Source organism: Anaerotruncus sp. (assembly GCF_057433415.1).
This window is the reverse complement of record NZ_DBMDHH010000012.1, coordinates 1-21,144: the sequence shown is the minus strand read 5'-3', so window position 1 is coordinate 21,144 and position 21,144 is coordinate 1. Positions and strand designations below refer to the sequence as shown.

19 protein-coding genes are annotated in these 21,144 nt (G+C 64.5%); 14 read left to right on the top strand and 5 right to left on the bottom strand.

Annotation, left to right across the window (positions count from 1 at the left end):
* Window positions 1-103: 103 nt before the first annotated feature.
* The 3 genes from ACZO3G_RS05245 (at window position 104) to ACZO3G_RS05235 (ending at window position 2,751) form a co-directional block, all read left to right on the top strand.
* A complete protein-coding gene (locus ACZO3G_RS05245) occupies window positions 104-955 on the top strand; it encodes a GDSL-type esterase/lipase family protein (RefSeq protein ID WP_101550211.1) in 852 nt (283 codons plus the stop codon).
* A 16-nt stretch (window positions 956-971) separates the two neighbouring features.
* On the top strand, window positions 972-1,445 hold the full coding sequence (locus ACZO3G_RS05240; RefSeq protein WP_101550213.1) for a DUF4358 domain-containing protein: 474 nt from the start codon (window positions 972-974) through the stop codon (window positions 1,443-1,445).
* Window positions 1,446-1,815: 370 nt separating this feature from the next.
* Complete coding sequence (locus ACZO3G_RS05235; RefSeq protein WP_101550215.1) at window positions 1,816-2,751, top strand: magnesium transporter CorA family protein; 936 nt, start codon at window positions 1,816-1,818, stop codon at window positions 2,749-2,751.
* A 58-nt stretch (window positions 2,752-2,809) separates the two neighbouring features.
* Here the strand turns inward: ACZO3G_RS05235 and nifU are convergent, their stop codons facing one another.
* The 3 genes from nifU to rnhA form a co-directional block, all read right to left on the bottom strand.
* Complete coding sequence (nifU, locus tag ACZO3G_RS05230) at window positions 2,810-3,238, bottom strand: Fe-S cluster assembly scaffold protein NifU (RefSeq protein ID WP_101550217.1); 429 nt, start codon at window positions 3,236-3,238, stop codon at window positions 2,810-2,812.
* Between the two features lie 23 nt (window positions 3,239-3,261).
* Entirely contained in the window at window positions 3,262-4,455 is a 1,194-nt protein-coding gene (gene nifS / locus ACZO3G_RS05225) for a cysteine desulfurase NifS (RefSeq protein ID WP_276873937.1), read from the bottom strand.
* A gap of 99 nt (window positions 4,456-4,554) precedes the next feature.
* Complete coding sequence (gene rnhA, locus ACZO3G_RS05220) at window positions 4,555-5,004, bottom strand: ribonuclease HI (RefSeq protein WP_101550221.1); 450 nt, start codon at window positions 5,002-5,004, stop codon at window positions 4,555-4,557.
* Between the two features lie 188 nt (window positions 5,005-5,192).
* On the opposite strand from rnhA, the gene ACZO3G_RS05215 reads away from it, so the two are divergent.
* A complete protein-coding gene (locus ACZO3G_RS05215; protein ID WP_302549972.1) occupies window positions 5,193-7,514 on the top strand; it encodes a sugar phosphate nucleotidyltransferase in 2,322 nt (773 codons plus the stop codon).
* 251 nt (window positions 7,515-7,765) lie between these two features.
* Window positions 7,766-9,979 carry a ribonuclease J gene (locus ACZO3G_RS05210; protein ID WP_276873278.1) on the top strand — a complete coding sequence of 738 codons (2,214 nt, stop codon included), beginning with the start codon at window positions 7,766-7,768 and terminating at the stop codon, window positions 9,977-9,979.
* 245 nt (window positions 9,980-10,224) lie between these two features.
* Here the strand turns inward: ACZO3G_RS05210 and ACZO3G_RS05205 are convergent, their stop codons facing one another.
* Window positions 10,225-10,566, bottom strand: a complete 342-nt coding sequence (locus tag ACZO3G_RS05205) for a GIY-YIG nuclease family protein (protein ID WP_276873280.1) — start codon at window positions 10,564-10,566, stop codon at window positions 10,225-10,227.
* The gene (locus ACZO3G_RS05200; protein ID WP_101550226.1) at window positions 10,566-11,048 is read right to left on the bottom strand and encodes a DUF6530 family protein; all 483 of its coding nucleotides are present in this window, start codon (window positions 11,046-11,048) and stop codon (window positions 10,566-10,568) included. The genes ACZO3G_RS05205 and ACZO3G_RS05200 overlap by 1 nt, the downstream gene beginning before the upstream one ends.
* Before the next feature lie 182 nt (window positions 11,049-11,230).
* Between ACZO3G_RS05200 and ACZO3G_RS05195 the strand changes: the two genes are divergently transcribed.
* From ACZO3G_RS05195 to ACZO3G_RS05155, 9 genes are all read left to right on the top strand, one after another.
* On the top strand, window positions 11,231-13,204 hold the full coding sequence (locus tag ACZO3G_RS05195) for a DHH family phosphoesterase (protein WP_276873283.1): 1,974 nt from the start codon (window positions 11,231-11,233) through the stop codon (window positions 13,202-13,204).
* 76 nt (window positions 13,205-13,280) lie between these two features.
* The gene (gene rplI, locus ACZO3G_RS05190) at window positions 13,281-13,730 is read left to right on the top strand and encodes a 50S ribosomal protein L9 (protein WP_101550231.1); all 450 of its coding nucleotides are present in this window, start codon (window positions 13,281-13,283) and stop codon (window positions 13,728-13,730) included.
* A 72-nt stretch (window positions 13,731-13,802) separates the two neighbouring features.
* Window positions 13,803-15,119 carry a replicative DNA helicase gene (gene dnaB, locus ACZO3G_RS05185; RefSeq protein WP_101553199.1) on the top strand — a complete coding sequence of 439 codons (1,317 nt, stop codon included), beginning with the start codon at window positions 13,803-13,805 and terminating at the stop codon, window positions 15,117-15,119.
* Window positions 15,109-16,503 carry a tRNA lysidine(34) synthetase TilS gene (gene tilS / locus ACZO3G_RS05180; protein ID WP_276873285.1) on the top strand — a complete coding sequence of 465 codons (1,395 nt, stop codon included), beginning with the start codon at window positions 15,109-15,111 and terminating at the stop codon, window positions 16,501-16,503. The genes dnaB and tilS overlap by 11 nt, the downstream gene beginning before the upstream one ends.
* Window positions 16,504-16,505: 2 nt before the next feature.
* Window positions 16,506-17,060 carry a hypoxanthine phosphoribosyltransferase gene (gene hpt / locus ACZO3G_RS05175; RefSeq protein ID WP_242970823.1) on the top strand — a complete coding sequence of 185 codons (555 nt, stop codon included), beginning with the start codon at window positions 16,506-16,508 and terminating at the stop codon, window positions 17,058-17,060.
* Between the two features lie 114 nt (window positions 17,061-17,174).
* Entirely contained in the window at window positions 17,175-19,139 is a 1,965-nt protein-coding gene (gene ftsH, locus ACZO3G_RS05170) for an ATP-dependent zinc metalloprotease FtsH (RefSeq protein WP_277138569.1), read from the top strand.
* Between the two features lie 15 nt (window positions 19,140-19,154).
* Window positions 19,155-20,096 carry a 1-phosphofructokinase family hexose kinase gene (locus tag ACZO3G_RS05165; RefSeq protein ID WP_276872034.1) on the top strand — a complete coding sequence of 314 codons (942 nt, stop codon included), beginning with the start codon at window positions 19,155-19,157 and terminating at the stop codon, window positions 20,094-20,096.
* A 49-nt stretch (window positions 20,097-20,145) separates the two neighbouring features.
* A complete protein-coding gene (locus ACZO3G_RS05160) occupies window positions 20,146-20,673 on the top strand; it encodes a cysteine hydrolase family protein (protein WP_101550237.1) in 528 nt (175 codons plus the stop codon).
* Window positions 20,674-20,795: 122 nt separating this feature from the next.
* A partial coding sequence (locus ACZO3G_RS05155) for a DeoR family transcriptional regulator (RefSeq protein WP_486846885.1) occupies window positions 20,796-21,144 on the top strand: 349 nt, incomplete at its 3' end.

Genomic DNA, 21,144 nt, shown 5'->3' with positions numbered 1-21,144 from the left:
CAAATGCCGATGTTGTATAATAAGCACGTTACCGCGGCCGGAGGGGCGGCGGGGGGACGGACGGAATACGCGGGGGGCGGCTCCCGCCGTTAGGAGTAAAGGGATGTTTGAAAAGAAACCGCCCAAGGTGATCCGCGGGCACAATCGGAATATGCTCTGGCCGGTGCTCGGCCTGCTGGCGTTCGCGCTGGTTTTTTCGCTGGCCGTGGCCGGGATTTGGCAGAAGGTGGCCGCCGAACCGGAGGAGAGCGCGCCCTCCGTGGCGGAAAGCGCCGCGCCGGAATCGAGCGAGCCGGAGGCGTCCTCCTCCGAGCCGGAGGAGAGCAGCGAACCGGAGGCGCCGGAGAAGCCCGCGCTGCCCGATGGGGCGGTCCCCGAATCGGAGCGGGTGATGGGCACCTACTTTGACGACGCGGCGTTCGTCGGGGATTCGATCACCGAGGGGATCGGCCTCTACGGGCTCATGTCCAACACCACGGTGCTCGCGGGCACCAGCGTCAACCTTGACACCGTCTACACGCGCGAGGTCGTCAAGACGGAGGAGGGGCGCATCACGATCATGGACGCGCTCGGGCAGAAGCCCTATGCCAAACTCTACATCATGCTGGGCGGGAACGAGGCCCGGGAGGACACCGCGACCTTCATCGCCCGTTACGGCAAGCTGCTCGACGACATCAAGGCGCTCCAGCCGAACGCGCTGATCTACGTCCAGTCGATCCTTCCGGTGACGCCGGACAACATCTACAACCTGGACAACAGCCACATCGACGCCTTCAACGCGGCGCTGCTCGAGCTCAGCAAGGAGAAGGGCGTCTACTTCGTCAACGTGGCCGAGGCGCTCAAGAACGACAGGGGTGAACTGCCCGAGGAGGCCTCCCCGACCGACGGGATGCACTTTGGGCCGGAATATTACACCAAGTGGTTTGAATACCTCAAAACCCACACCGTATCATAAATAAGGAGCTGTCATCATGAAACGTATTTTAGCAGTCCTGCTCGCATCGCTGGCGGTCCTCTCGCTGGCGGCGTGCGGCAAGCAGGCGGATTCCGGAAAGCAGCCCGCGGCGGCGGACGTTGTCGCGGCGGTGGCCGGCGGCCTCGACCTCAAGGACCAGATGGTCACGGCGGACGAGACGGTCTTCTACAGCCTTTACAGTTCGCTTGACAAGGAGAAGGTCGCGGACGCGTCGATGTACATGAGCGGCACCCGCTCGACCGCCGAGGAGGTCACCGTCATCAAGGCGAAGGACGCGGCGGACGTGCAGCATATCAAGGACGCGATCGATGTGCGCATCGAGGACCAGAAGTTCTCCTACGAGGACTACAAGCCCGAGGAGATGACCAAGATTGGCGGCGCGCTCGTGCTGACCCACGGGAATTATGTCCTGCTCGTCATGGCGGACGACACCTCCTCCGTGGAAAAGACCTTTGAAGCGCAGTTCTGACTGCCGGACGCCCCCGCGGGAACGTACCGTTCCCGCGGGGGCTTTCTCGCGGTCCAGTTTTACGCAATTTTGACGGTATTGACCCGGATTTTCGGAAATCAGGCCGATTTGGACGGTTTTTGCGCGGCTAGGCGGAAGAGGGTCCGGATTGCGGGAATTTGCGCTTGCAATCGGGGAATCATGTGCTATAATGGGAAAGGCGTCAAACGGGCGCCGGATATGGAATTTGAACCGATCAAACAGTTTGGAGGTGCCGATGTGAACCCTGACCCGGGAAGTACCCGCTGGTGGAAGCTCTGTGTCAAAAAACACAATATCGTCAGGGGCGCATCCCACCGTGCTTAGAAGCCCCTGAGAAAGGGGCCATTCTATGCTGAATTTCTATAAGACGGTGGACAACCGCATCCTCAAGATCGACGCGCCCGAGCCGGGCTGCTGGATTTCGGTCGTCAGCCCCACCGAGGCGGAGGTCGCCTACCTGACCGGCGACCTCGGCGTGGAGCCCGATTTCGTCCGGGCCGCGCTCGACGAGGAGGAGAGCTCGCGCATCGAGAGCGAGGAGGACCAGACCCTCGTCATCGTCGACTATCCCTCCGCCGAGGAGCAGACCGACGAGAACAAGACGCTGCTCTACACCACCCTGCCGATGGGCATCATCATCACGCGGGACTATGTCATCACCGTCTGCCTCAACGACAACCTCACGATCATGGACATGGCGGAGGGCCGCGTCAAGGGGCTGCAGACCTCCCTCAAGACCCGCTTTCTGCTGCTGACGCTGCTGCGCATCGCCGCGCGCTTCCTCATCTACCTCAAGCAGATCGACAAGCTCTCCTCCACCACCGAGAGCCGCCTGCACCAGTCGATGCGCAACAAGGAGCTCATCCAGCTGCTCGGGCTGGAAAAGTCGCTCGTCTATTTCTCCACCTCCCTCAAATCGGACGAGGTCACGCTCGAAAAAATCCTGCGCGGCCGCATCATCAAGCTCTACGAGGAGGACGAGGACCTGCTCGAGGACGTGCTGATCGAGGTCAAGCAGGCCATCGAGATGTGCAATATCTATTCGGGCATCCTCTCGGGCATGATGGACGCCTTCGCGTCGGTCATCTCCAACAACCTCAACATCGTCATGAAGGTGCTCACCGCCATCACGATCGTCATGGCCATCCCCAATATGGTGTTCAGCTTCTACGGCATGAACGTTTCGGGGCTGCCGTTCCCCGTCTGGTGGGTGCCGATCGTCATCTCGCTGATCATTGCCGGCATCGGCACCTTCATCCTCGTCAAGAAGGATATGTTCCACTGAACGTCCGCCGCAAGGCAGAAAAAGAGCCGCCCAGATGGGCGGCTCTTTCAATTCTCGTTTACAGCCCGTGGCAGGCCTCGCACTCGGTGATCGTCCCGACGATGGGGTCGGGGTCGACGCCGTTTTTGCGGTAGTAGTCGGCGAGCGCCGCCTTGACCGCCTGCTCGGCCAGCACCGAGCAGTGGATTTTGCTCGCGGGCAGGCCGTCGAGCGCCTCGACCACCGCCTGATTGGAGAGCTTCAGAGCGTCTTCGATGGTCGAGCCCTTGATCATGTCGGTGGCCATCGAGCTGGTCGCGATCGCCGCGCCGCAGCCGAAGGTCTTGAACTTCGCGTCCTCGATGACGCCGTCCTTGATTTTGAGGTACATCTTCATGATGTCGCCGCATTTGGCGTTGCCGACCTCGCCCACGCCGTCCGCGTCGGGGATTTCTCCGACGTTGTGGGGGTTGGCGAAATGCTCGAGCACCTTATCCGAATATAACATTCTGCATCCAGTCCTTTCTATGCTTAGACCCTAAAGGCTTTTTTACCGGTTTGGATATCCTCCCACAGCGGGGACATCGCGCGGGTGCGTTCCACGACCGATTTGACCGCCGCGATGATCTGCTCGACGTCGTCGGGGGTGGTCCAGTCGGTGATCGTGAGGCGCAGCGAGCCGTGCGCGACCTCGTGGCAGAGCCCCAGCGAGAGGAGCACGTGGCTCGGGTCGAGGGAGCCGGTCGTACAGGCGGAGCCGGAGGAGGCGCACACCCCCTGCATGTCGAGTCCCAGCAGGAGCGCCTCGCCCTCCGCGCCGATAAAGGAGAGGTTCGCGTTGCCCGCGAGCCGCCGTTCCCGGTCGCCGTTGAGGCGGGAGAGGGGAAGGGTGAGCAGCTCGTCGATGATGCGGTTGCGCAGCGGGGTGACCTTAGCGATCTTGGCGGGGATGTCGGCGCAGGCGATTTCCATCGCGCGGCCGAGTCCGATGATCGACGCGACGTTTTCGGTGCCGGCGCGGCGTCCGCGCTCCTGCTCGCCGCCGTCGATGAGGTTGGGCAGCAGGATGCCCTTCCTGATGTAGAGGGCGCCGATCCCCTTGGGGGCGTGGATCTTGTGGCCGGAGAGGGAGAGCATGTCGATCTTCTGGGCCTGCACGTCGATCGGAACGTTGCCGACCGCCTGCACCGCGTCGGTGTGGAACCAGACGCCCCGTTCGCGGCAGAGCTCGCCGATCTCGGGGATCGGCTGGATGGTGCCGATCTCGTTATTCGCGTACATGATCGTCACGAGCGCCGTGTCGGGGCGGATGGCGTCCGCGACCTGCTTCGCCGTGACGAGGCCCCGCTCGTCCACCGGCAGGTAGGTGACCTCGAAGCCCTCCTTTTCGAGTGCCGCGCAGGTGTGCAGCACCGCATGGTGCTCGAACACCGTCGTGACGATGTGTTTTTTGCCCTTGGCGGCGAGCTTGTGCGCCGCACCCTTGATCGCCCAGTTGTCGCTCTCCGAGCCGCAGCCGGTGAAGTAGATCTCGTTCGGCTGGGCGCCGAGCGCGGCGGCGGCCTTTTTGCGCGCATCCTCGATGGCGAAGCCCGCGCTGCGCCCGAGCTCGTAGATGCTCGACGGGTTGCCGTAGCCCTCGGTGAGCCAGGGCATCATCGCCTCGAGCACCTCGGGGGAAATCTGTGTTGTCGCGGCGTTGTCCGCGTATACAAACCGTTTCATTCGCTTACCACCATTCTATCCGGAAATGTGAGGGTTGTTTTTGATTACGCCTCTATTGTATACCGATAAAGTATATTTTGCAAGGGGTTCCGCGAAAAATCACGGATTTTCCCGCACCTTTTCGATCGCGGCGACCGCGAGCGCGTCGCACCGCTCGTTTTCGGGATGCCCGTTGTGCCCGCGCACCCAGCGGAAGGTCACGTCGTGCTCCGCGAGGAGCGCGAGCAGCCGCTTCCACAGGTCGGGGTTCTTGACCGGCTCGCCGGGGGCGCGCATCCAGTTTTTCTTCTGCCAGCCGTAGACCCAGCCCTTGGAGACCGCGTCCGCGACGTATTTGGAATCGGTGGTGATCGTGACAGTGCAGGGCTCCTTGAGCGCCGATAGCGCCATGATCACCGCCGTGAGCTCCATGCGGTTGTTGGTGGTCTGCATTTCGCCGCCCGAGAGCTCCTTCTCGTGCCGCCCGAACCGCAGGACCGCCCCCCAGCCGCCCGCGCCGGGGTTGCCCGAGCAGGCGCCGTCGGTAAAGATTTCGACCTGTTTACGCATCCGTTCCTCCGTGCCGTGAAACTGCCGGTTTCCCGGCGATAGACACCGGAAAATATTGTAGACGATTTTGCTCTTTTTTACAAGGGGCGCGGCCGTTTTTTTGCGCCCAGACGGCCGGGAAAGTGTAAAGATGGGGGATTTCGTCCATACTAGCGGTAAATCTGTTTGTACGGAGGGTTCCCCATCTGATGAAAGCGGTCATTATGGCGGGCGGACAGGGCTCGCGCCTGCGCCCGCTCACGGAAAACGTCCCCAAACCGATGGCGCGGCTGTGCGGCCGCCCCGTCGTGGAATACATCCTCGAGCTGCTCGCGGAAAACGGGATCTTTGAGAGCGTGCTCACCCTGCAGTACCTGCCCGAGCGGCTCACCGGCCATTTTGAGGGCGCGGAGTTCGCGGGGGTGAAGCTCTCCTTCTGCGAGGAGGAGGCGCCGCTCGGCACGGCGGGCAGCGTCAAAAACGCGCTCGGCGCGCCCGACGGCCCCGCGCTCGTCATCAGCGGCGACGCGCTCTGCGACTTCCCGCTGCGTCAGGCGGCGGAGGCGCACCGGGAGAGCGGCGCGGCGGTCACCATCGTGACCGCGAAGGTGGACGACCCGCGTGAATACGGGCTGGTCGTGGCGGACGAAACCGACCGGATCACCGGCTTCGTGGAAAAGCCCTCCTACGCGCAGGCGACGAGCGAGCTTGCCAACACCGGCATCTATATCCTGTCCCCCGAGGCGGTCAATATGATTCCCGAGGGCCGGAAATTCGACTTTGCATCCGATCTCTTCCCCGCGATGCTCGAGCGGGGGATGCTCCTCAAAAACTGCACCCTGTCGGGCTACTGGTGCGACATCGGAGATCTCGGGGCCTACCGGCGCGCGCAGGCGGACCTGCTCGCGGGGCGGGTGCGCTGCCGCCTGCGCGGGGAGCGGGACGCCGCCGGCAACTACTTCGCGGGCAGGCGGCCCGCCGGCCGCTACGAGCTGACGCCGCCCGTGTGGGTCGGCGAAGGGGTGCGGATCGGCGGCAACGCGCAGGTCGGGGAGGGCAGCGTGCTCGACGACGGCTGCACCGTCGGCGCGGGCGCGCAGGTGCGGGGGAGCGTGCTGCTGCCCCGCAGCGTGCTCGGCGAGCACGCCGCCGCCGAAGGCGCGGTCCTCTGCCCCGGCGCGGCGGTCAAGTCGCGCGCCCGGCTCGGGGAGGGCGCGGCGGTCGGCGAAGGCGCCGCCGTCGGCGCGGGCGCGGAGATCCGCGCGGGCATCCGGGTCGCGGGCGGCGTGAAGGTCCCGGACGGCGCGGCCGTCTCCGACCATCTCTCGGCAAAGGGGGGCGCGGCCTGCGCCTTCGACGACGAGGGGATGTGCGGCGAGGTCGGCGTGGAGCTGACCCCCGAGCTTGCCGTGCGGATCGGCTGCGCGGTCGGCACCCTCGCCAAGGGCCGCCCGGTCGGCGTGGCGACGGGGGACGCGCGGTGCGCCAAGGTGCTCGGCGCGGCGCTCATCGCGGGGGTGCGCTCGACCGGCGCGCCGGTGCTCGACTTCGGGAGCGTCTTCGAGGCGCTCTTCGGCTTCGCGATGGGCTACAATGCCCTGACGCTGGGGGTCTACCTCTGCGCCGGGGAGCAGAACGCGATCAAGGTGCTCTGCGAGGCGGGGCTGCCCGCCACCCGCCGGGTCGAGCGGGAGATCGAGCTGGCGCTTTCGCGCGGGGAGTTCGCCCGCGCGGGGGCGGACGGGTTCGGCGACTGCGTGGACATGAGCGGCATCGGGGTCATGTACCTGACCGAGCTGCTGCGGCAGGCCCCCGACGGGCTCGACGGGATGCGCGCGCGGGTCGCCTGCGGCAACGCCGCCGCGGGGCGGCTGCTCTCCGACGTGCTGACGAAGCTCGGCTGCGAGATCGCGGAGGAGGCGGCGCTGCAGCTCACCCTCTCGGAGGACGGGCGGCGGCTGGAGCTCTCGGAGGGGGAGACGAAGCTCGGGTGCCACCGGGCGGTGGCGGCGTGGTGCCTCGCGCAGTTCGAGCAGCAGGAGGACGTCGCGGTGGAAAACGACTTTCCGCGGGCGCTCGACACGCTGGCCGGCGAGCGGGGACGGCGGGTCTACCGCTACCTGCTCTGTCCGGCGGACGGCTCGGACGCGCAGGGCAGGAAGCTCGCGGCGCGCCAGCAGTGCGCGCGCGACGGGCTGATGCTCGCCGTGCAGCTGCTCGCGCTCATGAAGCGCGGGGGGCTTTCGCTGCGCGAGCTCGACCGGCAGCTCCCGCCCTTTGCCGAGGCGGAACGGATGGTGCCCATCCGGACGCCGCCCGCGCGCGCGCTCGGGCAGTTTGCCGGGGAGCGCGCGGGGGAGGGGGTCGTCGTGCGGGGCGACCGCGGCGTCGTGCTGCTGCGCCCGCGCAAAAACGGCGGCGCCATCCGCGTCTTCGCGGAGGCCGCGAGCTGGGAGATCGCGGAGGAGCTTTGTACAGATTTTACCAGGCGGCTGGAGAGCTTGCTTGACAAAGAGGGGGAAATCGGGTAAAATGTATAATAATCATGTGTTCGGTTTACGCATTTTCACAATGCGTTTGATGGTAGAAGAATTCGGCTGACGGAATTTCATCGCCTATTCTCTCACTGCGATTGATGTCCTTTCCGGCGGGGATGCTGACCCGTTTCGTGGATTGGGCATGACCGGGTAAGCAGTTGGAGGATGGGTTCTGATTTTGTGATCTTTTCTGCCGGATTTTGATAAGAGCAGTTGCTAATTGCATAAAACATGGAGGTACATTTGTGACAGATGAAAAAAAAGTCGGTGGAAAATTGACCGACGAACAGCTCGGCATGGGGCTTGACGCGCTCGAAAAGCGTTCGGTCGTCGAACGCGGCGCGCAGAAGAAAAAGCCCCGGCAGCCGGTGAAAGAGGCCGCGGCCAAGCTGATCCAGAAGGCGCTCCCCAAAGCGGAGACGCCGAAAAAAGCCGCGCCCAAAACCTCTGAGAAGCAGGGGAACGGCGCCGCCAGGGCGCAGAATGAAAAACAGGACGCGCTCCAGAAACAGCAGAAGCAGCCCAAGCAGGGCGCCAAGCAGCAGGCGGGCAAACAGCAGGCCCCGAAGCAGCAGGCGCCCAAGCAGGCCGCGAAACAGCCCGCGGCCCCGAAGTCCGCGGCTGCCAAGCAGGCGCCGAAGGCGCCGAAAAAGTCTTCCAGGGGCGGCAAAAAGGCCCCGGTGGTCGTCGGCGCGACGATCGAGCTTTCCGAGCCGGGCAAGGCCCGCCAGGCGGCCGAGGCGCGCCAGGACGCGGCCAAACAGCAGGGCCGCAGGCGCAAGGGCCAGAAGGAACAGCGCAAGACCCCGGTGCGCGTCATCCCTCTGGGCGGCCTTCTGGAGGTCGGCAAGAACGTGACGGTCTACGAGTGCATGGACGACATGTTCCTCGTCGACTGCGGCATGACCTTCCCGGATGAAAACATGCTGGGCGTCGACCTCGTGCTGCCCGACTTCACTTATGTGATGAAAAACCGCGACAAGGTGCGCGGCATCGTCATCACCCACGGCCACGAGGACCACATCGGCGCGCTGGCCTACTTCCTCAAGCAACTCAACGTCCCCGTCTACGCCACCCGGCTGACCCTCGGGCTCATTGAGAACAAGCTGCGCGAGCACGGACTCTACGGCAAGGTCAAGCTCGTGCAGATCGCTCCGCAGGAGACGATCAAGCTCGGCTGCTTCGAGGTCGAGTTCATCCGCGTCAACCACTCGATCCCCGACGCGGTCGCGCTGGCCATCCACACCCCGGCGGGCGTCATCATCCAGACGGGCGACTTCAAAATCGACTATACGCCGATCATCGGCGACATCATCGACCTCGCGCGGTTCGGCGAGCTGGGCGGCAAGGGCGTGCTCGCGCTGCTGTCCGATTCGACCAACGCCGAGCGCCCCGGCTTCACCCCCACCGAGGTGACGGTCGCCGAGAGCTTCGACAAGCTCTTCAAGCAGGCGGAGCATAAGCGGATCATCGTTGCGACCTTCTCGTCCAACATCCACCGCATGCAGCTCGTCTGCGAGGCGGCCGCGAAATACGGCCGCAAGGTCGCCGTCTCCGGCCGCAGCATGGTCAACACCGTGCTCGTCTCGACCGAGCTCGGCTACCTCAAGCCCCCCGAGGGCGTCATGATCGACATCGACGACATCAACCGCTACCGCCCCGAGGACGTCGTCCTCATCACGACGGGCAGCCAGGGCGAGCCGATGAGCGCGCTTTCGCGCATGGCGTCGGGCGACCACCGCAAGGTGTCGGTCACCGCAAACGACTTCATCATCATCAGCGCCAACCCCATTCCCGGCAACGAAAAGACGGTCGGCCGCGTCGTCAACGACCTGATGCGGCTGGGCGCCGACGTGATCTACGAGCGGATGTACGAGGTGCACGTCTCGGGCCACGCCTGCCAGGAGGAGCTGAAGATCATGCTCGCGCTCACCAAGCCGAAGTTCTTCTTCCCGGTGCACGGCGAGTATAAGCAGCTCAAGCGCCACGCCGGCCTCGCGCTGGCGATGGGCATCCCGCCCGAAAACATCTTTATCGGCGAGAACGGCCACGTCTTCGAGCTCGACGGCGTGTCGGTCAAGACGGGAGAGATCGTCCCGTCCGGGCGCATTCTCGTCGACGGCCTCGGCGTCGGCGACGTCGGCAGCATTGTGCTGCGCGACCGCAAGCATTTGGGCGAGGACGGCCTCATCGTGGTAGTCACCACCATCGACGGGACCAACGGCCAGATCGTCGCGGGCCCGGACATCATCTCGCGCGGCTTCGTCTACGTGCGCGAGGCGGAGGATATGCTCGCCGAGGCGCGTACCGTCGCCAAGCAGACGATTGAAGGCTGCACCAAAAAGCATGTCAGCGACTGGGGCAACCTCAAAACGCAGGTGCGCGATTCCCTTTCCTCCTATTTCTACAGCCGCACCAAGCGCAGCCCGATGATCCTGCCGGTCATCCAGGAGGTCTAGGGCGCGCGTGCTTTTGGCTCCCGCCCAAAAGCACGTTAAGGAGGGGCGGGACTGCCCGGCCCGATGGGCCGGGGCGGCGCTTTGCGCCGACGCCCGCCCGGCGCGCCTCATGGAGGGGGCCGGGTCGTCCCCCTCCATGGACCACACCCTGATGAACTGCATACAGAAGCGGCCGCCCGATTGGGCGGCCGCTTTGTTGCGTGGTTGGAACATTGAAATAGGCGGGGAACGAATGGGTGGGGAGGCTAATAGGCGAGGGAGGGGTCGAGCTTTTCCGCCCACAGCTCGCCGAGCGCGGCGAGGTCGGCGCAGAACTCCTCGGGCGTCTGGGTCTCCTTCTGGGTGAGCTCGTCGAGCACCTCGAAGACGAAGGCGTCCTTGCCGCACGCCTTCCAGTCGGCGGAGAGCTTGTGCCAGTTGCAGCAGTCGGTCATTTGGGAAAACTCGAACTTGCCCTTCGAGCCGGAGAGGTTCGTTTCGGCGGCCAGCAGGTAGCGGCCGTTCCGGGTGTTGCGGATGATGTAGACGCCGCCCGAAAGGGGACGGCTCTTGTAGGCGTTCAGCAGCTCCTTTTTATGCGCGTCCATCAGTATCCCATCTCCTTTAAGAGCCGCGCGAGGACGGAAAACCGCTCGCCGAGGCGTTCCCCCTCGTCGGAGAGGGCCTGGCTGAAGAGCTTGATGTCCTCCCCGATCATCGGGTTTTCGGTGCAGACCGAGACGGTCATCGCGTCCCCCTCGAGCCCCACCCGGTCGATGACCGGGTGCTCCGGGTCGTAGAATTCCGGGTGGCGGTAGCTCTCCTCGCGGAAGAACTGGCAGGCGCGGGCGGTGAGGATGGCCAGGTCGAGCACCCGGTGCAGGGGCAGCTCCTCCGACTGGCGGGACCATTTGCCGCCCGTGTGGCGCCACACCTTGGCGGAGATGTCGAGCTTCCCGCGGTCGTTCCACTGGGCAAGCCCGAGGGAGAGGCCCTTGGCGTCGGTTCCGGGGAAGCGGTGCTCATCGATCGCCTCGTAGTCCTCGACCGCGATGACGGGTTTATGTTTTAACGTTGTCGGGATGTTCATGGGGAATCCTCCATTTACTAAATTAGTCATTTACTAATTTGAATTATAGCAGAGGCGCCCTCGCCTGTCAAGCGGCAGGTTGTGGATTGCAACAGACGGGCGGACGTGATATAATAGTCTATGTATGAGTGGGCCGGCCCCGCTTGGGAAACCGACAACATCGTTACAAACGAGGTTTTGAAGTGAAGAAAAGTAATCATCCGTTCCAATCCTTTTTGCTGATCGCAATCGGGTGCTGCGCGGCCGTCACGGTGGCCACGCTGTTCTTCAATATCCGGCTGTTCTATATCTGCGCGTTCGTCACGGTGGCGTGCGCGGTGCTGCTCGTGTGGCAGGTCCAGCTTGCCAAGCGGCAGATCAGCCGCTTCCTGGTCACGATGGGGCAGACGCTGACCACCGTGCAGCAGGACGCGCTGACGGGGTTCCCCATCCCGGTGTTCGTGTGCAGCGGGGAGGGGGAGATCGTCTGGTGCAACCGCCTCGGGCAGAAGGAGATCCTCGGGGAGGAGAACTGCTACGGCAAGAGCATCTACACCATCCTGACCGGCGTGGACATCACCCGGACCTGTCCCGAGGGCGGCTACGACACCGAATACAAGGGGCGGTTTTACGCCGCCTACGTGGCGCGCGCGGTCAGCGAAGAGGAAGAGCTCTACATGGTGTACTTCTTCGAGAACACCGAGCTCAAGCGCTACGCGCGCGAATACTTTGAGACCCGCCCGTCGGTCATGCTGATCCTGGTGGACAACTACGAGGAGCTCCAGCAGAACATGAAGGACAACGAGCGCGCGCGGGTGATGGGCCAGATCGAATACGCGGTGAGCAAGTTCGTCACCGACAGCGGCGGGCTGCTGCTCAAGACCGAGCGCGACCGGTTCACCGCGGTGATGGAGGAGCGAAGCCTGCGCGGCGTCATTTCGGCGCGGTTCACCCTGCTCGAGCAGGTGCGCGCGATCGAGACGGAGACCAAGATGGTCCCGACCCTGTCGGTCGGCGTCGGCCGCGACGCGGCCACCCTGGAGGAGAGCGAGCGGTTCGCGCGCCAGGCGCTCGATATGGCGCTCGGGCGCGGCGGCGACCAGGCCGCGGTGCGGGGTGCGTCGGGCTACGAGTTCTTCGGCGGCGTCTCGAGCGGCATGGAGAAGCGCACCAAGGTCAAGACGCGCATCGTCGCGACCGCGCTCGCCGAGCTGATCTCCGGCAGCGACAACGTGCTCGTCATGGGCCACCGCGCCGCCGACCTCGACTGCTTCGGCGCGTCGGTGGGCATCATGAAAGCCGCCCGCCTCATGGGCAAGGACGCCTACGTCGTCATCCGCAGGAGCACCAACCTCGTGACGCTCGAATATGAGCGGCTGCTCCAGAACGGATTCGAGGGGATGTTCCTCGAGCCGGAGGACGCGCTGCCCAGAATCACCCGCAAGACGCTGCTCGTCATCTGCGACACCCACGTCAAGCACATCCTCGAGTCGGAGGCGGTCTTCGACGCCTGCAAGAACGTCGTCGTCGTCGACCACCACCGCAAGATGGTCGGCCACATCGACAACGCCGTCATCTTCTACCACGAGCCCTACGCGTCGAGCGCGTCGGAGATGGTCACCGAGCTGGTGCAGTATTTCGGCGACAAGCTGCGGCTCGGCCGCCCCGAGGCCGAGGCGCTGCTGGCGGGCATTATGCTCGACACCAAGAACTTCATCATCAAGACGGGGGTGCGCACCTTCGAGGCCGCGGCCTACCTGCGCAAGATCGGCGCGGATACGGTGGAGGTGCGGCGGATGTTCGCCCTGTCGATGGAGAGCTACCAGCGCCGCGCCAAGCTGGTCGCCAACGCGGAGGTCTACCGCGGCTGCGCGATCGCCGTGTCGCCCGACCGCGACGCGCCCGACATCCAGGTGACGGCGGCGCAGGCCGCGGACGAACTGCTCGGCATCATCGGCGTGCAGGCGTCCTTCCTCGTCTTTGAGATGAACGGCGGCGTGTCGATCTCGGCGCGCAGCATGGGGCAGCTCAACGTCCAGATCATCATGGAAAAGCTGGGCGGCGGCGGGCACCTCACGATGGCGGGGGCGCAGCTTTCCGGCATGCCGCTCGACGAGGCGTACCGCAGGCTGGTCGCGGCGATCGACCAATACTTCGAGGAAAACAGCAGAAATTAGTCCCGGAAGGCGCCCGCGCCCGACGGAGATCGCATTTGGCAGGCCCCCGGAAGGGGGCCGGAAGGGAGACGGAACAATGAAAGTGATTCTGACACAGGACGTCAAGGGAAGCGGCAAGAAGGGGGAGCTCGTCAAGGTTTCCGACGGGTACGCCCGCAATTTCCTGCTGCCCAAGGGGCTGGCGATCGAGGCGAGCGCCCAGGCGCTCGGCGAGATGAAGGCGCGGCAGGCGTCGGTCGAGCACAAGGCCGCGGTGGAAAAGCAGGCGGCCCAGGAGATGGCCGGGAAGATCGGCGGCAAGACGGTAAAGATCGCGGCCAAGGCGGGCGCGAACGGCAAGCTGTTCGGCTCGGTCACGAGCAAGGAGATCTCCGAGGAGCTCTCCCGCCAGTTCGGCGCGCAGATCGACAAGCGCAAGATCGTCATGGATTCCGACATCAAGGCGTTCGGCAGCTACACCGTGCAGGTAAAGCTGCACCCGGGCATCGCGGCGGACGTCTACGTGGTCGTCGGCGAAGCGGAATAACCGGATGCTGTGAGGGAAGGAGGGGCTGCGTTGGCGGAATTTAATCTGGACACGGGGGAATACGGCCGGCAGATGCCCTACAGCCTCGAGGCGGAGCAGAGCGTGCTCGGCGCGGTGCTGATCGATCCCTCCTGCTTCGCGCTGGTGATGGAGAACCTGCGGTCGGCGGCGTTCTACCGCCCCCAGCACCAGCAGATCTTCGACGTGATGACCAACATGTTCAATATGAACCGGACGATGGACTTCATCACGATCCTCGACGCGGTCAAGGGGGAGCAGATCTTCGAGACCGACGAGGACGCCAAAATCTACCTGACCAATCTCGCGCAGGTGGTGCCCTCGTCGGCGAACGTCGAGGCGTATTGCAGGATCGTGCGCGAAAAATATTACGTGCGCCGGCTGATCACCGCCTCGCGGGAGATCATCGACATGGCGCAGGAGTCCCAGGCGGAGTCCGACGTGCTGCTCGACTCGGCCGAGCAGAGCATCTTCGACATCCGCCAGGGGCGCAACACGAGCTCCTTCAAGCATATCCGCACGGCGATCACCGAGACCTACGAGCTGCTCCAGCACCTCTCGGGCGAGGACCGGGACAAGTATAAGGGCATCTCGACCGGCTACCCGGCGCTCGACCGGGTGATCACCGGGCTCAACAAGACCGACCTCATCCTTATCGCGGCCCGCCCCGGCATGGGCAAGACCTCCCTCGCGCTCAACATCGCGGAGAACGTCGCCACCAAGGGGGGGCGCACGGTCGCCGTTTTCTCCCTTGAGATGAGCAGCGAGCAGCTCGCGCAGCGCCTGCTTTCGTCGCAGGCGTCGGTCGAGGGGCAGCTGCTGCGCACGGGCGAGCTCACGGGGGACGACTGGGTGCGCATCGCGATGGCGTCGCAGGTGCTCTCCAAGGCGGACGTCTACCTCGACGACACGCCGGGCATCACGGTGGGGGAGATGAAGGCGAAGCTGCGCCGGCTCAAAAAGGTCGACCTCGTCATCATCGACTACCTCCAGCTGATGTCCACCGGGCGGCGCAGCGAAAACCGCGTGCAGGAGGTCTCGGAGATCACCCGAAACCTCAAGATTATGGCCAAGGAGCTCAACGTCCCGGTCATTACCCTTTCCCAGCTCTCCCGCGGACCGGAGAGCCGCACCACCCACAAGCCGATGCTCTCCGACCTGCGCGAATCGGGCTCGATCGAGCAGGACGCCGACATCGTCCTGCTGCTCTACCGCGAGGACTACTACGCGCGCGAGGAGGCGGAGGAGCGCAACATCGCCGAGTGCGACGTGGCCAAGAACCGCCACGGCGAGGTGGGGGTCGTCAAGCTCGGCTGGGACAACCGTTACACGAGATTTACGAATTTGGAGCTGGGGCGCGATGAACCGTAAGGCGAGGGCGACAATTGAAGAGTTTTCCATGCTCCGGCAGGGTGACACGGTCACGGCGGCGGTTTCGGGCGGCGCCGACTCGGTCGCCCTGCTTGATTTTTTGTGCTCGCTCACCGACCTTCGCCTGACGGTGCGCGCCTGCCACCTCAACCACTGCCTGCGCGGGGAGGAGAGCGACCGGGACGAACAGCTCGTGCGCACAATGTGCGAACAGTATGGAATCCCGCTCGACCTGCGCCGGGTCGAGGTCAAGGCGCTCGCGCGGGAGCGGGGCGTGTCGATCGAGGTCGCGGCGAGGGAGGCGCGCTATGCCTTCTTCGACGAGCTCGCGGAAAAATACCGTTGCAGGATCGCGACGGCGCACACCCTCTCGGACGCCGCCGAGACGGTGCTTTTGAATCTCGCGCGCGGCACCGGCATCGCCGGGCTGTGCGGCATCCCGCCGGTGCGCGGGGCGGTCGTGCGGCCGCTCATCGGCTGCACCAGGCGGGAGACGGAGGACTACTGCGCGGCCCACGGCCTCTGCTACGTCACCGACAGCACCAACCTGACCGACCGCTACACCCGCAACCACATCCGCCACAACGTCCTGCCGCAGCTTTTCCGGGTGAATCCCGAGGCGCTCGCGGCCGTCGGGCGGATGACCGACTCTCTGCGGCGGGACGCCGACTGCCTCGCGCGGCTCGCGGGGGAGGCGGGGGAGAAGCTCCGCCGGGAGGGCGGCTGCGACGCGGCGGGGCTCGCGGCGCTGCACCCGGCGCTCCGCTCCCGCATCATCGCCTCGCTGCTCGAGGAGGGCGGCGTCGAACGCTCGGCCGAGCGGATCGGCGCGGTCGCCGGCATGCTGGTGAACAGCCGCAGGCACACGATGCAGGTCGGGCCGCGGCTCTACGTCACCGTGCGGGAAGGGGTGCTGCGGCTGGAACGGCGCGGGGAGCGCCTCGCGCCGATCGCGCCGCGGCAGCTCGAGAAGGCGCGGCTTGACGGCGCGCGGATTCCGCTGGACGGTGGAAAAGCAATAGAATTTTCGGTTATAAACTGTGCAGATTATGAAATTTTTGAGAACATTCCGGATAAGGGATTAAAAAACGCGGCCGACTATGATAAAATAAATGTTGATATTTTTTTACGTTCACGGCAGGCGGGCGACCGGATGAAGCCCGCCGGGCGCGGATGTACGAAAACGCTCAAAAAGCTCTTTTCCGAGCTTGGGCTCGACGGACGCGAGCGGCTGTGCGTGCTGGCCGACAGCGAAGGGGTCTTCTTTGCGGAGGGCGCCGGCGTGGACGAGCGGGTGCGGGTCGGCCGCGGGACGAAAAACATCATGATGATCACCCTCGCGCCGGAGCCCGGGGCGGGGGACAAACGAGCGGAGGATGAATAGGCATGGCGAAAGGGAATATGACGGACGACATCCTGAAGGTACTGATCGAGGAAGATGCGATCGCGGAAAAGGTAAAGGAACTCGGCGCGAAAATCTCCGCGGATTACGCGGGCAAAAAGCTGCTGGTGCTCGGCGTGCTCAAGGGATCGTTCGTCTTTATGGCCGATCTCATCCGCGCGATCACCGTCCCCTGCGAGATCGAATTCATGGCTGTTTCGAGCTACCGCTCCGGCGTAAAATCCTCGGGAGTGGTTAAGATAATCAAGGATATCGACATCAACCCCCAGGACTACAACATCCTCATCGTCGAGGACATCCTCGACAGCGGCCTGACCCTCAAATACCTCAAGGAGCTGCTCATGCAGCGGCACGCGTCGGACATCCGCATCGCGACGCTGCTGGATAAGCCCGCCCGCCGCGCCGCGGACATCCAGGCGGACTACACCTGCTTCGAGGTGCCCGACGAGTTCGTGGTCGGCTACGGGCTCGACTTCGCGGAGAAATACCGCAACCTCCCCTATGTGGGCGTGCTCAAGCCGGAGGTCTACGAAAAGTAGTCCCGCGCCGCCGTGCGGCGTGCTTTGGGCGCGCAATGATTTGACAGGAGTGAATCTGATTTGAACAAAAAGTCAAGAGGCATCGGCATCTGGCTTTCGACCTTTCTGCTGCTGATGCTCATGGCCGTGCTGATGTTCTCGTCGATGCGGCAGACCCCCGTCACCGAGAAGTATTCCGACGTGCTCGGGTATTTCCAGCGGCAGGAGGTCAAGGAATACACCCTCGACCTGGGCACCGGCGAACTGAAGATGACCTTCCAGGACGACACGACCAAGGACTACAAGGTCCCCAACGTCGTGCTCTTCCTCGACGATATCAGTTCCGACAAGCCGGACGGCACCAAGAGCTTCGTCCGGCAGTACAACGAGGCGCACCCCGACGCCCCGATGGTCTACGACCACTTCCCGATCAAGCAGACCCCCTGGTGGGTGAGCCTGCTGCCGACCCTCGTGCTCGTGGGCCTGCTCGTCTTCTTCTACTACATGATGATGAAGCAGGCGCGCGGCGGCGGCACGGGCGGCGTGATGAGCTTCGGCAAGGCGAAGCCCCGCGCCCCCGAGGAGGGCCCGAAGGTGACCTTCCAGGACGTCGCGGGCGCGGACGAGGAGAAGGAGGAGCTCGTCGAGATCGTCGAGTTCCTCAAGAACCCCTCCAAATTCAACTCTCTCGGCGCGCGCATCCCCAAGGGCGTGTTGCTTATGGGCCCTCCCGGAACCGGTAAGACGCTGCTTGCCAAGGCGGTCGCCGGCGAGGCGGGCGTGCCCTTCTTCTCGATCTCCGGCTCCGACTTCGTCGAGATGTTCGTCGGCGTCGGCGCGTCGCGTGTGCGCGACCTCTTTGAGCAGGCCAAAAAGAACGCCCCGTCCATCGTCTTCATCGACGAGATCGACGCGGTCGGCCGCCACCGCGGCGCGGGACTCGGCGGCGGGCACGACGAGCGCGAGCAGACCCTCAACCAGCTGCTCGTCGAGATGGACGGCTTCGGCACCAACACGGGCGTCATCATCATCGCGGCGACCAACCGCCGCGACATCCTCGACCCGGCGCTGCTGCGCCCCGGCCGCTTCGACCGCCAGATCGCGGTCGGCTATCCCGACATCAAGGGGCGCGAGGCGATCTTGCGCGTCCACACCAAGAATAAACCGATCGCGCCCGACGTGAACCTGCATACGATCGCCGCGTCGACCGTCGGCTTCACCGGCGCGGACCTCGAAAACCTCGCGAACGAGGCGGCGCTGCTCGCCGCCAAAAAGAACCTCCGGGCGATCACGATGACCGAGATCGAGGAGGCGACCATCAAGGTGATCGCCGGCCCCGAGAAGAAGAGCCGGGTGGTCACCGAGAAGGACAAAAAGCTCACCGCCTACCACGAGGCGGGGCACGCGGTCTGCACCTACTATCTGCCCACGCAGGACCCGGTGCACCAGATATCGATCATCCCGCGCGGCATGGCGGGCGGCTACACCCTTTCGCTGCCGGGCGAGGACAAATCCTACATGACCAAGCGGGAGATGAACGAGGAGATCGTCACCCTGCTCGGCGGGCGCGTGGCGGAGAAGCTCGTGCTCGAGGACATCTCGACCGGCGCCTCCAACGACATCGAGCGCGCCACCAAGGTCGCGCGCAACATGATCATGCGCTACGGCTTCTCGGAGAAGCTGGGGCCCATCGTCTACGGGCACGACGAAAACGAGATCTTCCTCGGCCGCGACTTCTCGAGCACTCCGAGCTACTCGGAAAACGTCGCCGCCGAGATCGACGCGGAGATCCGCGAGATCATCGACACCGCCTTCGAGCGCGCGGTCGAAATCCTCACCGAGCACATGGATCAGCTGCACCAGGTGGCGCAGTACCTCTTCGAGCACGAGAAGATGGAGGAGGACCAGTTCGCCGCGATGATGGAGGGCAGGCCGGTCCCGGAGACCTCCGGCTCCTCCTTCTACCGCGCCGCGCCCGGCCGGCAGCCTGAGCCGCCCAAGGACACCGCCCCCAAAGAGGAACCCGCCCCGGGAGGGCAGGCTCCCCCCGCGGAGCACCCGGACCATTCGCCGTTCGGGGAGGAATGGAATCACTTTTAGCGGGAGGTAAGGAAGATGCTCTTCGACAAGATCATCACGCTGTCGCTCAACCCCGTGGCGGACATCACCCTCTATGTGGACGGGTTCATCATGGGCAGCGAGAACAACGTCACCAGCGAACTGTACGATTCGGCGGGCAAGGCGGTCGACGTTTCGCGCGTGCTGCAAAGCTATGAGCTCGCGAACACCGCGCTCATCGTGGCCGGACAGGAGAACAGCAAGCGCTATTTCGAGCGCCTCAACGACGAGCATGTCCGGACGCGGGTCATCCTCGCGCCCGGTCGGATGCGCGAGAACATCAGCATCGTCACCCCGGACGGCACCTTCACCCGGCTGATCCGCAAGAGCCCCAAGATCCGCCAGCGCACGATCGACGAGCTGGAGACGGCGCTGTCGGAGGAGATCCGCCCGGCGACGCTGGTCGTGGTGGCGGGCGCGATGCCCGAAGGGGTCACCGACGACATCTTCTGCGAAATCTGCATGTTCATCAAGGAGTGCGGCGGCACGGTCGCGCTGGACACCCGCTCCGCCACGTTGGAAAATATCGCCAAGATCCAGCCGTGGGTGATCAAGCCCAACTTCGAGGAGCTGTGCATGCTCGTCGGCCGCCCGCTCGAATCGCTCGAGCAGATCAAGGCCGCCGTCAAGCAGCTTGCCGATCTCGGCGTGCGCCACGTGCTCGCGAGCATGGGCGCGGAGGGGATGGTCTACGGGGACGGCAAGGTTACATACAAGGCCGACGTCCCCGAGCTTTCGGAGATCAAATCCACCATCGGCGCGGGCGACGCGGCCCTTGCGGGCTTCATCATCGCGCACGATTACAAGTACGACCCCAAGCGCTCGCTGCAGTTCGCGGCGGCCTTCGGGACGGCCTCCTGCCTCGTGGAGGGCACGAACCCGCCCCGGCGCATCTCGGTCGCGATGGTCAATAACCAGGTATCCGTATACGAAATCTGAAAAAGAGGGCCGGAGGAATCCGGCCCTTTTCAAAGGGGAGGACAAGCAAGTGAGCAAGCTGTTGGTTGTGGTGGACTACCAGAACGATTTTGTAAACGGGAGCCTCGGGTTCCCGGGCGCGGAGGCGCTCGAGGAGCCGATCTGCCGCAAGATCGAGGAGTACAAGGCCCGCGGGGACGACGTGGCGTTCACCTTCGACACCCACGGGGAGGACTACCTGGAGACGCAGGAGGGCAAAAACCTGCCCGTCACCCACTGTGTGCGGGGGATGCCGGGCTGGGAGCTCTACGGGAGGGTGGCCGATTACTGCGACGCGCTGACCCCCTGCTTCCACAAGCCCGCCTTCGGATCGATGGCGCTGGCCTACTACGCCAAGACGCAGGGCTATGAGGAGGTCGAGCTGTGTGGGCTGGTTTCCAACATCTGCGTGATCTCCAACGCGGTGCTCGTCAAGGCCGCGCTGCCCGAGGCGCGGGTGTCGGTCGACGCGCGGTGCACCGCCTGCGCCGACCCGGCGATGAACGAAAAGGCGCTCGACGTGATGGAGGGCCTCCAGGTCGCCGTGACCAACCGGTAATCCAGGACAAAAGGGGCGGGCAGCCAAGGGCTGCCCGCCCCTTTCCGCTTCATTTGAAAGAAAAACGGGTTGATTTCGTTATCGCGTTGTGCTAAGATGGAACAACAAATGAGGTGACGGCAGTGAAACAGCGGGAATACCGGATTTTGGAGCTTTTGACCGAGCGCAAGCGGATCGAAGTGGCCGCGCTGGCGCGGGAGATCGGCGTTTCGCAGGTGACGGTCCGCAAGGACCTCGACGCGCTGGAGGAGAAGGGGGTCATCCACCGGGAGCACGGCTGGGCCGTGCTTTGCAGTCCGGACGACCTCAACGGGCGCATCGCCTACCACTATGAGGCGAAACGCCGCATCGCGGCGCGCGCGGCGGAGCTGGTGCGGGACGGCGAGACGGTCATGATCGAGAGCGGAAGCTGCTGCGCGCTGCTGGCGGACGCGCTGACGGGCGCAGGCCGGGATGTGACGATCATCACCA